Annotated in this window: 11 protein-coding genes and 1 pseudogene; 9 read left to right on the top strand and 3 right to left on the bottom strand. The window is 65.4% G+C overall.

Going from position 1 to position 11,638, the window contains the following annotated elements; all coding sequences use genetic code 11:
- Window positions 1–54: 54 nt before the first annotated feature.
- The 6 genes from BST47_RS11515 to BST47_RS11540 are packed head-to-tail and all read left to right on the top strand — an operon-like array spanning window position 55 to window position 6,314.
- Complete coding sequence (locus BST47_RS11515) at window positions 55–1,221, top strand: acyl-CoA dehydrogenase family protein (protein WP_083125676.1); 1,167 nt, start codon at window positions 55–57, stop codon at window positions 1,219–1,221.
- Window positions 1,221–1,982 (top strand): SDR family NAD(P)-dependent oxidoreductase, encoded by a 762-nt coding sequence (locus BST47_RS11520; protein ID WP_083125677.1) that lies wholly within the window; start codon window positions 1,221–1,223, stop codon window positions 1,980–1,982. Before BST47_RS11515 ends, BST47_RS11520 begins: the two co-directional genes overlap by 1 nt.
- Before the next feature lie 4 nt (window positions 1,983–1,986).
- Window positions 1,987–3,201 carry a CaiB/BaiF CoA transferase family protein gene (locus tag BST47_RS11525; RefSeq protein ID WP_083125678.1) on the top strand — a complete coding sequence of 405 codons (1,215 nt, stop codon included), beginning with the start codon at window positions 1,987–1,989 and terminating at the stop codon, window positions 3,199–3,201.
- Window positions 3,198–3,995: an enoyl-CoA hydratase/isomerase family protein gene (locus tag BST47_RS11530; protein WP_083125679.1), complete on the top strand. Its 798-nt coding sequence runs from the start codon at window positions 3,198–3,200 to the stop codon at window positions 3,993–3,995. The genes BST47_RS11525 and BST47_RS11530 overlap by 4 nt, the downstream gene beginning before the upstream one ends.
- Before the next feature lie 4 nt (window positions 3,996–3,999).
- Window positions 4,000–5,145 carry a thiolase family protein gene (locus BST47_RS11535; RefSeq protein ID WP_083125680.1) on the top strand — a complete coding sequence of 382 codons (1,146 nt, stop codon included), beginning with the start codon at window positions 4,000–4,002 and terminating at the stop codon, window positions 5,143–5,145.
- A gap of 11 nt (window positions 5,146–5,156) precedes the next feature.
- Window positions 5,157–6,314 carry an acyl-CoA dehydrogenase family protein gene (locus BST47_RS11540; protein WP_083125681.1) on the top strand — a complete coding sequence of 386 codons (1,158 nt, stop codon included), beginning with the start codon at window positions 5,157–5,159 and terminating at the stop codon, window positions 6,312–6,314.
- A 3-nt stretch (window positions 6,315–6,317) separates the two neighbouring features.
- Here the strand turns inward: BST47_RS11540 and BST47_RS11545 are convergent, their stop codons facing one another.
- The 3 genes and pseudogenes from BST47_RS11545 to BST47_RS11555 form a co-directional block, all read right to left on the bottom strand.
- Window positions 6,318–7,238 carry a TIGR03619 family F420-dependent LLM class oxidoreductase gene (locus tag BST47_RS11545; protein ID WP_083125682.1) on the bottom strand — a complete coding sequence of 307 codons (921 nt, stop codon included), beginning with the start codon at window positions 7,236–7,238 and terminating at the stop codon, window positions 6,318–6,320.
- Between the two features lie 14 nt (window positions 7,239–7,252).
- Window positions 7,253–8,091: pseudogene (locus tag BST47_RS11550) on the bottom strand (mycofactocin-coupled SDR family oxidoreductase).
- 164 nt (window positions 8,092–8,255) lie between these two features.
- Entirely contained in the window at window positions 8,256–8,921 is a 666-nt protein-coding gene (locus BST47_RS11555) for a TetR/AcrR family transcriptional regulator (protein WP_083125683.1), read from the bottom strand.
- A 73-nt stretch (window positions 8,922–8,994) separates the two neighbouring features.
- Here BST47_RS11555 and BST47_RS11560 point away from each other — a divergent pair, with 73 nt between their 5' ends.
- The 3 genes from BST47_RS11560 to BST47_RS11570 all read left to right on the top strand — a co-directional run bounded on the left by BST47_RS11560 (window position 8,995) and on the right by BST47_RS11570 (window position 11,602).
- Entirely contained in the window at window positions 8,995–10,287 is a 1,293-nt protein-coding gene (locus BST47_RS11560) for a cytochrome P450 (protein ID WP_083125684.1), read from the top strand.
- A 149-nt stretch (window positions 10,288–10,436) separates the two neighbouring features.
- On the top strand, window positions 10,437–11,102 hold the full coding sequence (locus BST47_RS11565; protein WP_420094030.1) for a TetR/AcrR family transcriptional regulator: 666 nt from the start codon (window positions 10,437–10,439) through the stop codon (window positions 11,100–11,102).
- Window positions 11,099–11,602 (top strand): hypothetical protein, encoded by a 504-nt coding sequence (locus BST47_RS11570; protein WP_083125685.1) that lies wholly within the window; start codon window positions 11,099–11,101, stop codon window positions 11,600–11,602. Before BST47_RS11565 ends, BST47_RS11570 begins: the two co-directional genes overlap by 4 nt.
- Window positions 11,603–11,638: the final 36 nt, after the last annotated feature.

Here is an 11,638-nt window from a genome sequence, read left to right on the forward strand (position 1 = left end):
GACCGAGCACGCCGAAATCGCTATGCACGAAGAGGAGAGCACGTGTCTGGGGGCATGAGTTTCGAGCTGACCGAAGATCAGCAGATCATCCGCAAGTCCGTCGCGGAGCTGTGCAGCAGGTTCGACGACGAATACTGGATGAAAAAGGATCTGGCGCACGAATTCCCGCAGGAGTTCTACGACGCGATCGCCTCCGGCGGATGGCTGGGCATGACCATCCCCGAGGAGTACGGCGGACATGGGCTGGGCATCACCGAGGCGACCCTGCTGCTGGAGGAGGTGGCACGGTCGGGCGCGGCGATGAACGGTGCCAGCGCAATCCACCTCACGATCTTCGGGATGCAGCCCGTCGTCAAACACGGCTCCGACGAGCTCAAGGCCGCCACCCTGCCCCGCATCGTCAACGGCGATCTGCACGTGTGCTTCGGTGTCACCGAACCCGGTGCGGGACTGGACACGTCGCGCATCACCACATTCGCCAAACGCGAGGGCGACAAGTACCGCATCAACGGTCGCAAGGTGTGGATCTCCAAGGCGCTGGAGTCGGAGAAGATCCTACTGCTCACGCGCACGACGCCGTTCGATGAGGTCACCAAGAAGACCGACGGTATGACGCTGTTCCTGACGGATCTCAACCGCGACCACGTCGACATCCGCCCGATCAAGAAGATGGGCCGAAATGCGGTCAGCTCCAACGAAGTGTTCATCGATGACCTCATCGTTTCGGAAGAGGACCGTGTCGGTGAAGAGGGCAAGGGGTTCAAGTACATTCTCGACGGGCTGAACCCGGAACGGATGCTCATCGCGGCCGAGGCGTTGGGGATCGGCCGCGTGGCGTTGGAGAAGGCCGTCAAGTACGGCAATGAGCGCATCGTCTTCGATCGTCCGATCGGCATGAACCAGGGACTGCAGTTCCCGCTCGCCGATTCGTTGGCGCGTCTGGACGCCGCCGAGTTGGTGCTGCGCAAGGCCTCGTGGCTCTATGACAACGGAAAGCCTTGCGGGCGTGAGGCGAACACCGCCAAATACCTCTGCGCCGACGCCGGATTCGGCGCCGCCGATCGTGCCCTCCAGTTACACGGCGGCATGGGTTACTCCGAGGAATACCACGTGTCGCGGTATTTCCGTGAGTCGCGGCTGATGAAGATCGCGCCGGTCAGCCAGGAGATGATCCTGAACTTCCTCGGCGAACACGTACTCGGAATGCCGAGGAGCTACTGATGGGCTACTTCGATCTCACCGGCCGCTCGGCGCTGGTGACAGGCGCAGGCGCGGGCGGTGGCATCGGTGCTGCGGTCGCCACGGCACTCGCCGATGCAGGCGCGGCCGTCCTGGTGACCGATCTCGACGCGCACGCGGCATCGGCTGTGGCCGAACGAATCCGCGCCAACGGTGGTAAGGCCGACTCGTGCGCGCTGGACGTCAGTGACCGCGGTGCCGCCGACGCGGCCGCCGCGCAGGCCGCCGGGCTCGGCGGGGGAGCGCTGCACATCCTGGTCAACAACGCCGGTGTCACGTCGCCCGCGATGTTTCCCAAGCTGACGGACGAGACGTTCCGGTTGACTTTCGACATCCACGTCATGGGCACATTCCACTGCAGCCAGGCCGCACTGCCGCACATCCCGACCGACGGTACCGGCCGCGTCATCAATGTGACGTCGGCGGCGGGGCTGACCGGAACCCTCGGCCAGGTCAACTACTCGGCGGCCAAAGCCGGCCTCATCGGTTTCACGAAATCACTTGCGCGCGAGCTGGCTTCGAAGAACATCATGGTCAACGCCCTCGCGCCGCTTGCCGCGACGCCCATGACGGAGACCATCCGCACCAACGAGAAGTTCGCGGCCAACATGATGAACCGCATTCCGCTCAAGCGCTGGGCCGAACCGTCCGAGATCGCGGGCGCATTCGTGTTCATGGCGTCCGACGCGGCGTCCTACATCACGGGTCAGGTGTTGCCGGTCGATGGCGGCATGGTGATGTAGGTACATGAATGCGCCGTTGGCGGGCGTCACCGTCGTCGCGATGGAACAGGCGGTCGCCGCCCCGATGTGTACCCGCGTGCTTGCCGACTTCGGTGCGCGCGTGATCAAGGTGGAGAACCCCAACGGGGGTGACTTCGCCCGCGCCTACGACGATGTCGTCAACGGTCCGGGAGGTCTTGCCGCGCACTTCGTGTGGTGCAACCGGGGCAAGGAATCCGTCACCCTGAACACGAAATCGCCGCAGGGTTTGGACCTCCTGCACCGGCTGCTCGAGGGCGCCGACGCGTTCGTCTCCAACCTCGCGCCGGGATCCACCGCACGGATGGGCATCTCGGCCGCCGACCTGGCGCAGCGCCACCCCAACGTCATCCCTGTCGAAATCGACGGCTACGGACCGGGTGGTCCCATCTCGCACAAGCGCGCGTACGACCTTCTGGTGCAAGCGGAATCGGGGTCGTGTGCCATCACAGGCTATCCCGGGATGCCTGCCAAGCCCGGGCCAGCAATCGCTGACTTCACGACCGGCCTCTATGCCGCGATCTCGATTCTGGCGCTGTTGTTCGCGCGCGGAAAGCGACCCGATGGCGCCGCCGCCCCGTCGGTCGAACTCAGCCTGTTCGACGTCATGACCGATGTCATGGGCTACGCGCTGACCTACACGCAGCATTCGGGCATCGACCAGGAGCCACTCGGCGTCGGATCTCCCGCGGTCGCGCCGTATGGTGCGTTTCCGACCCGCGACGGCCAGACCGTCGTGCTCGGGACCACGAACGACCGCGAATGGCAACGCGTTGCGCGCGAGATCATCGACCGGCCCGATCTGGCCGACGACCCGCGCCTCGCCACCAACCCGGGGCGCTGCGAGCACCGCACCATCCTCGACGAGGCCATCGGATCATGGTGTGCCCAGCACGATCTCGCCGACATCCAGAAGACGGCCGACGCCGCGGGTATCGGCAACTCGCGCTACAACCTGCCGAGCGAAGTCGTCGTGCATCCCCAGTTGGCCGCGCGGGACCGCTGGCGCACCGTGGGTACCCCGGCGGGCGACATCCAGGCGCTGCGACCACCGCCGGTCATCAGTGGATTCGAACAGCCGATGGGTGCGGTGCCGGGGCTGGGCGAGCACACCGATGCCGTCCTGGGTGAATTGGGCCTGACCGCAGCCGAACTCAGCCAGCTCCGGGCGGACGGCGTGATCGGGCCGGCGCACTCATGACCTCCGAACAGGTCCTGCTCACCACCGACCACCACGGTGTGCGAACACTCACACTGAACAGGCCCGACCGCAAGAACGCCATCAACCCACAGCTGTGGGAGGAGTTGGCCGACGCGCTGCGCGCCGCCGCACGGGACACCGAGTTGCGAGCACTGGTGATCACCGGCGCCGGCGGAGCCTTCTGCTCGGGTGCGGACATCGGAACACCGGAGGACCTTCATCCCCGGCACAAGCTGCGCCGGCTCACCGAGGTCGCGCTGGCACTGCACGAACTCACCGTCCCCACGGTCGCGAAGGTGAACGGTGTCGCCGTCGGCGCGGGCTGGAACCTCGCGCTGGGATGCGACCTGGTGGTGGCGACGCCCGAGTCGCGGTTCTGCCAGATCTTCTCCAAGCGCGGCTTGTCGGTCGACCTCGGCGGTTCGTGGCTATTGCCCAAGCTCGTGGGTCTGCAGCAGGCCAAGCGGCTGGTGCTGCTGGCCGACATGATCGATGCCGGCGAGGCCCACTCGCTGGGCTTGGTCACCTGGATCAAGGCGGCCGACGAGATCGACGCGTTCGTCGACGACCTTGCCGGCCGCCTCGCCGCGGGCCCGCCCGTCGCGCTGGCACAGAGCAAGGCCCTGCTCAACGACGGTGCCGTCGTGACGCTGCGCGAAGCGCTGGCCAACGAGGCCCGCGCGCAGCCCGGCAACTTCGCCACAGCAGACTCAACGGAGGCGTACGCGGCGTTCGCGCAGAAGCGTGAGGCGGCGTTCACTGGTCGATGGGCCGTACCGCCCAGATCGGAGTAACAAGATGCGTGAAACCGTGATCGTCGAAGCGGTGCGTACCCCTGTCGGCAAGCGCAACGGCGGACTGTCGGATATGCACGCCGCGGACCTGTCCGCCATCGTGCTCAACGCACTCGTCGAGCGCGCCGGCATCGATCCCGACATCGTCGACGACGTGGTGTGGGGTTGTGTATCTCAGGTCGGCGACCAGTCGAGCAACATCGGCAGGTATTCGGTGCTCGCCGCCGGCTGGCCGGAGCACATTCCCGGCACCACCGTCAACCGTGCGTGCGGGTCGAGTCAGCAGGCGCTCGACTTCGCCGCGCAGGCCGTCATGTCCGGGCAGCAGGACGTCGTCGTCGCGGGCGGGGTCGAGGTGATGAGCCGGGTGCCACTCGGGTCGGCCCGGGCGTCCGGGATGCCGTACGGCCCGAAAGTGCTTGAGCGCTATGGCGATTTCGCGTTCAATCAGGGCATCTCCGCGGAGTTGATCGCGCAGAAGTGGGGATTCTCGCGGACCAGGCTCGACGAGTACTCGGTGCGCTCACACGAGCTCGCCGCCGCCGCTCAGGACAACGGGGCATTCGAGACGCAGATCATGCCGGTGTTCGCCGACGGTGAGCCGGTGGTGTCCGACGAGGGAGTGCGGCGGGGGAGCACCGTCGAGAAGCTCGCCGGCCTCAAGCCCGCGTTCAAGGACGACGGCGTCATCCACGCGGGTAACTCGTCGCAGATCTCCGACGGTGCCGCCGCGCTGCTGATCATGACCGCCGAGAATGCCGTCACGATGGGGCTGCGACCGATCGCGCGGTACCGCGCAGGCGCGGTGACGGGGGCCGACCCTGTGCTGATGCTGACCGGTCCGATCCCCGCGACCGAGAAGGTTCTGCACAAGGCGGGTATCGGCATCGAGGAGGTGGGAGTGTTCGAGGTGAACGAGGCCTTCGCGCCGGTGCCCCTGGCCTGGCTGGCGGAGACCGGTGCCGACGAGGCGAAGCTCAACCCGCTCGGCGGCGCCATCGCGCTCGGCCACCCGCTGGGTGCGTCGGGGGCGGTGTTGATGACCCGCATGGTCAATCACATGCGCGACAACGGTATTCGCTTCGGCCTGCAGACCATGTGTGAGGGTGGCGGCACCGCAAACGCCACACTTGTAGAACTCATTGCCTAGGAGGACGCAGCATGCGTAGAGATCTCTTCACCGAAGACCACGAAGCCTTTCGCGAGCTCGCCCGCGACTTCGTCGAGAAGGAGGTCGTCCCGCACTACCCGGAGTGGGAGAAGGGCGGACGCATGCCGCGCGAGGTGTTCAAGCAGATGGGCGCGCTGGGTCTGCTGGGTACGGCCATTCCCGAGGAGTACGGCGGCGGCGGTCAACCCGATTACCGATACTTCGTCGTCATGCAGGAGGAGGCGGCCCGGGCGCTGGTGACCCTGTCGACGGTGCGCACCCAGCTCGAGGTGATCCTGCCGTACTTCCTGCACTACGCGAACGAGGAGCAGCGCAAGCGCTGGTTCCCCGGGTTGGCCGCAGGTGAACTGCTGACCGCCGTCGCGATGACCGAACCCGGGACGGGGTCGGATCTCGCGGGGATGCGCACGACGGCGGTGCGCGACGGTTCAGGCGATGGCGACTGGATCATCAACGGCGCCAAGACGTTCATCACCGGAGGTATGCAAGCCGACCTGGTGATCGTGGTCGCCCGCACCGCCACCGATCCGGACAACCGTCGCAAGGGGCTGACGCTGTTCGTCGTCGAGGACGGCATGCCCGGCTTCACCCGCGGCCGCGAGCTGGAGAAGATGGGCTGCAAGGTGCAGGACACCGCCGAGTTGTCCTTCGTCGACGTACGCGTGCCCGCCGCCAACATGCTCGGCGAGGAGGGTGAGGCCTTCGGCTACCTCGGCCACAACCTGCCGCAGGAGCGGCTCACCGTCGCGGTGGGGTCGGTGTCGCAGGCGCGGTCGGCCATTGCCGCGGCGATCGACTACACCAAGAGCCGCAAGGCGTTCGGTACGCCGGTCGCGTCGTTCCAGAACACGAAGTTCGAGCTCGCGGCGTGTTCGACGGAGGTCGAGGCGGCGCAGGCCATGCTCGACCGGGCGATCATGCTGCACGTCGAGGGTGAACTGGCTCCCGCGGACGCGGCACGGGTGAAGCTGTTCTGCACCGAGATGCAGCAGCGGGTCATCGACCGGTGCCTGCAGCTGTTCGGCGGATACGGCTACATGATGGAGTATCCGATCGCCCGGCTGTACACCGATGCGCGCGTGGCCCGGATCTACGCCGGGACCAGCGAGGTCATGAAGGTGATGATCGCCAAGTCGCTCGGCCTCTAGGACTCAGGGCAACTGGGGTTTGACATCCTCGATGACCCATTGCGCGTAGTCGAGGTACTCGTCGACACACGTGACCGGGGGTAGCGGTACCGCGCTGACAGAGACTCCCTGTTCGCCAAGCCAACTCAGTCCGTGCACGAGCTCCGCTGCGCTCATACCGGGGCGGCTGTGCGGGTCTTCGCGTACGGTGTGCCCTTCACCGACTCGATTCGTGCCCAGGCCGTGCACGACGTCGAAGGGCCGACCGTCATAAGAAGGTTGGGATTTGATGAAGTCCAGACGCTCGGCGATCTGCTCGGGCGGAGTCAGGAATGACCACCATCCCGATGCGTACTTCGCCGCCCTGCGTAGCGCAGCGTCGGCATCGCCTCCTATCCAGATCGGCAAGTGCGGCTTCTGGACGGGCTTGGGTTCGAATGCGATGTCGTCGAACGACACATATTCGCCCTCGAACCTAGGGGACTCACTTGTCCACAACTCGATGATCGCCGCCAGGTATTCGTCTGCGATCCGCCCTCGTTCGTGGAATGGGACCCCGAGTAGTTCGAATTCCCGCTCGAGCCAGCCCACGCCGAACGTGACCATCATTCTGCCGCTACTCATCCAGTCAGCGGTGGCCAGCGCCTTGGCGAGCACGATCGGGTGTTGCAGCGGCAGCACGGTGATACAGGAGTTGAGCTGTATCCGGTCGGTCGCACCGGCGAGGTATGCCTGGGCCACGGTCGACTGCAGATAGTGAGGGCCGCTCAATTCGACATGGTCGCCGGGGATCACGAAATGTTCTGGGACGGCGATCATGTCGTATCCCCATTGGTCGGCGCACTTGGCCATCCGAGTCTGGTCGGCGCCGGTGACGGATGCTTCCCAGGGTTGTGACATCGCCTTGAGGCGCAACATGTGGGGGAGATTGAATACGAGCTTCATGCGACGCTCCCTGTCTACTTCAGCATGCTGCCGGCATCGACGGTGACCGGAAGGCCTGTGATGTAACGGGACTCGTCGGACGCGAGGAAGAGTACGGCATTGCTGACGTCGATCGCTTCCACCCAGCCGACGGGCAGCACGTGCATGAACCGCGCGGCGACGGCGAGGTCGTCGGGACCCGGATTCTCGAGGTCGGGACGGAAAAGCTTCATCGTTCCCTCGTTCATGAACAGCGGCGTGTTCACGTTGGTGGGACAAACGGCGTTGACCGGATCGAGTGCTGCCCCAGCTCGACAGCGAAGGTCCGCATCAGTCCGATGACACCGTGCTTGGCAGCGATGTAGTGGCCGGTGTGGGGGTACGGCTTGAGGCCGCCCACCGAGCTGGTGAGGATGATCGAGCCGCCGCGGTTGCCTGACAGCAGATGTGGCACAGCGGCTTTGACGGTCTTCCAGACTCCGGACAGGTTGACATCGATCATGTCGCGCCAGTCGTCCTCGCTGGTCTTGTCCAGCGTCGCCCCGCCGTTGCCGATGCCTGCGTTGGCGATGACGATGTCAAGCCGCCCCAGCTGTTCGACTCCGCTGTCCACCGCGGCTTTCACGGCGTCGTAGTCGCGCACGTCGACCTCAGTGGCCACGATGCGGCGATTCAGGTTCTTGACCAGGTCGGCGGTCTCGGCCAGATCATCGGGAGTGGCTGCGGGGATATCGGTCTGGCTGCTGATTCGCTTGCAGACGTCGACGGCGATGATGTCGGCGCCTTCCTCTGCGAGGCGCACCGCATGGCTGCGGCCCTGACCGCGTGCCGCGCCACTCACGAACGCCACCTTGCCTTCGACTCGCCCACCCATGTCGCCACCTCGGTGTCGGGAGGCCCACGCAGAACTCGGCCGCCGTGCTGGTCACTCGATCAAATTTGGTCGATCGACCAGGAGCGTGACATCGATCCGCGCAACTGTCAACCAGCGATGGCGAACGGTGGGTTGACGGCGGCGCCCGACCAGAAGGCGACGGCTCAGGCGCGCGCCGGAGGTGGTGCGGTCGCCGGCGATGAATTGGTCAGCAGATCCAGTTGACGGTCCACGAACGTCCGCATCTGGTCGTGGCCAAGGGTCACGTCGACCGCGCTTTCGTTGCACAGGCTGCGAGCGATCTGCGCGATGAGCATCGCGATCACGACCGGTGGGTACTTATCGAGGTCGACGCCCCTCGCGCGTAACGCGACGGTGACCGCCGCGGTTTCGATGTCGCGCACCCGCTCCGCGTAGGTCTTCAATTCAGTACGAATCACCTTGCGATGGTTGGCAAGTGCCATGAATTCGGTATTCAGGCTCGTCATCTTCAGGTCGCTGTTGATCAGCCACAATGTGTGTAGCGGGTCGTCGTCGGTGAGCGAGGCGCGCATGTTCTCCAGGGAACTCTCGGCGCCCGTGCGCAGGACCTCGACGAACAGGTCGTCCATCGTCGGGAAGTAGTAGTAGACCAACGCTTGCTTGACGCCGGCTTGTGCCGCCACCCGTCGCGACGTGGCGGCGGCATAGCCCTCGTCGCGCATGATCTTCGCGGTCGCCTCGATCAGACGCTCCCGCGCTCCGGTGTCGGCGGACTTACCTGGACCCGGCCGCGTTCGTCCGGTAGCTGCTTGATTGCTTGACCGTCCCTCGGCCCGCGTGGTAGGCATGGCGCATCCTAACAGTTTGGTCGATCGATCAAACTGGACGTGGAGATGATCTAGCACCGAAAGAACGGCTTCGATGACCGACCTCGCCTCAGCGGACTACTTCTCCGACCCAGCGATCAGCCAGGATCCCTATGAGTATTGGGACTCTCTGCGCGCGCAGGGACCGGTGACTCGGGAGCCCCATTACGGAGTCGTGGCCGTCACCGGGTACCAAGAGGCCCTGGCAGCGTTCCGGGATCATGACTCGTTCTCGGCGGTGAACGCGATCGGCGGACCGTTCCCGCCGCTGCCGTTCGCGCCCGTGGGTGACGACATCACCGAGCAGATCGAGGCGCACCGCCACCTCTTCCCGATTCATGAGCACATGGTCGTCATGGATCCACCCGCGCACGAGCGGGCGCGGTCGCTGCTGACCAAGCTGCTGACGCCACGGCGCCTCAAGGAGAACGAGGACTACATGTGGCGACTGGTCGACAGCCAACTCGATCAATTCGTCGACCCCGCGTCTTCGGAGGGCAGATGTGAATTCCTGTCGGAGTATGCGAAACCCTTTGCCACATCGGCGATCATCGATCTTCTCGGGGTGCCGGAGCAGGACCGGCCGGAATTTCTCGCCGCGCTCGGCGCCGAGCAGCCCGGCAGAAGTCGGGTTGGAGCTCTCGATGGCCAGCCGGTAGGGCTCGACCCACTGCAATATCTCGATGACAAATTCGCGCGCTACCTTGCCGATCGCCGCCGCGAACCTCGTGATGACGTGCTGTCCGGCATGGCCACGGCCCGCTACCCCGACGGCTCCATCCCGGAGCTGATCGAAGTCGTCAAACCGGCGACCTTCCTGTTCGCCGCGGGTCAGGAGACCGTCACCAAGCTGCTCAGCGCCGCGGTGCAAACGCTCGGAGATCATCCGGAGTATCAGCAGATACTGCGGGAGAACCCGGCGCGCATCCCGGCGTTCATCGAGGAAGCGTTGCGGATGTATTCCCCGACGAAGGTGGACTTCCGGCTGGTCCGCAAGACAACCACGCTCGGAGGTGTGGAATTGCCTGCCGGGACGATCGTGATGTTGTGTCTCGGTGCGGCCAATCGCGACCCGGCCAAGTTCGAGGATCCGCACACCTTCCGTCTGGATCGCAAGAACGTGCGGGAGCACATCGCGTTCGGTCGCGGTATTCATAGCTGCGCCGGCGCCCCGCTGGCCCGCGTCGAAGGCAAGATCACCGTCCAGCGTCTGCTCGACCGCATGAGCGACATCAGGATCAGCGAGGCCGCCCACGGCCCCGCAGGCGGTCGCCACTATGCCTATGACCCCACCTTCCTGCTGCGCGGACTGACCGCACTGCACATCGAGTTCACTCCGACGACCTGACCTTCGATGACCAGTGATTTCGGTGCCCTGACATTCGCTCAGCGAATGTTTGGGCACCGAAATCACAATTCGATCTTGCTGAGACCCTTGTCACACGGGGCAAACCTACCTACTGTGTGTTCACTAGGTTGGTTCAACGAAGGAGCCCCGTGACAGCCCCTGAGTCCTCCGCTCTTCGCGCGAGCGTCCCCGGGCCTGCGGCCGGGGGCCCACATCGCCGTCCCTACGACACCCTGCTCGCCAAAGGCGAGGATCGCAGGCAGCGGATACTCGGTGTGGCTGAGCGGCTGCTGGCGCGCAACGGCTGGCGCAACACCTCGTTGGCGCTGATCGCCAAGGAAGCCGGGGTGACACCCGCCGGGCTGTTGCACCATTTCGAATCCAAGGAGCAGTTGCTCAACGCGGTGCTCGACGCTCGCGATGCCGATGACGAGATCCATGCGGACTACCGCTCCGGCGATCTCGTCACCGAGCTGAGCCGCGTGCCCGAGCGGTTCGACCGCGCACCTGAACTGGTCGGCACCTTCACGGTGCTGCTGGTCGAGAACATCGCACCCGACGCGCCCTTGCACGACCGGCTGCACCACCGTTACCGCGAAGCCATCAACATCATCACCGAGCTCGTCAAACGAGGCCAGAGCGATGGCCGCTACCGCCCAGATGTCGACGCGGCCAATAAAGCCGTCGAGATACTCGCCTTTATCAATGGAATGGAGACGCTATGGCTACTCGATCCCTCAATCCCGCTGGCCGAGGTGTTCAAGGGGTACGCGGAGTCGCTGGGGCACGACCTGTCTCCGCGGAGCTCGATGTGAGGTATCGCCTCGACGTCGTCGCCCCGACCGTTGTCGACGCGGTGCGCTGCGCGGGCGGCTGGATCTACGACCGGGTGATGGCGGGGTGGGACGTCACCGTTCTCATCGGCAGCCAGGATGATCTGCGGCCCCTGCACATCCTCGGCGCGCAGACACTCGATCTGCAGTCGGTGCTGGAGGAGTGGGAGGAACGGCCCCACCCGCAGACCGTCGCTGTCGCGGCTGACCTCTTCGACCGCGACCCCCGGGTGCTCCAGCATGTGCGCAACGCGCTCGACCAAGGTGCCACCGAAGTGACGTTGTGGGGTGAAAGCCTGCCCGCCGAATTGGATGACAGCGTCGACTCCGCCCAGCACCACCTGAGCGCTGCGGCAAAAGCTTTCAAGTCCCGCGCGCTGGCGGCCGCCGGTCATCCGGAAGCGAACTGCGTTGCCGCCAGCGAGACGTTCCGCTGCGGGATGATGGCGTCAGTCGCCGCCGACTTGGTCCCCGCCAGCTAGCGGTTTGTGTGCGTTTAGGCGCGCTCACCGCTCCGA

The sequence above is a fragment of the Mycolicibacterium tusciae genome (assembly GCF_002086795.1).
GTDB lineage: Bacteria > Actinomycetota > Actinomycetes > Mycobacteriales > Mycobacteriaceae > Mycobacterium > Mycobacterium tusciae.

Coding starts and splice junctions, on each gene's coding strand:
- BST47_RS11515 (WP_083125676.1), top strand. CDS start 55: ATGAGTTTCGAGCTGACCGAAGATCAGCAGATCATCCGCAAGTCCGTC.
- BST47_RS11520 (WP_083125677.1), top strand. CDS start 1,221: ATGGGCTACTTCGATCTCACCGGCCGCTCGGCGCTGGTGACAGGCGCA.
- BST47_RS11525 (WP_083125678.1), top strand. CDS start 1,987: ATGAATGCGCCGTTGGCGGGCGTCACCGTCGTCGCGATGGAACAGGCG.
- BST47_RS11530 (WP_083125679.1), top strand. CDS start 3,198: ATGACCTCCGAACAGGTCCTGCTCACCACCGACCACCACGGTGTGCGA.
- BST47_RS11535 (WP_083125680.1), top strand. CDS start 4,000: ATGCGTGAAACCGTGATCGTCGAAGCGGTGCGTACCCCTGTCGGCAAG.
- BST47_RS11540 (WP_083125681.1), top strand. CDS start 5,157: ATGCGTAGAGATCTCTTCACCGAAGACCACGAAGCCTTTCGCGAGCTC.
- BST47_RS11545 (WP_083125682.1), bottom strand. CDS start 7,238: ATGAAGCTCGTATTCAATCTCCCCCACATGTTGCGCCTCAAGGCGATG.
- BST47_RS11555 (WP_083125683.1), bottom strand. CDS start 8,921: ATGCCTACCACGCGGGCCGAGGGACGGTCAAGCAATCAAGCAGCTACC.
- BST47_RS11560 (WP_083125684.1), top strand. CDS start 8,995: ATGACCGACCTCGCCTCAGCGGACTACTTCTCCGACCCAGCGATCAGC.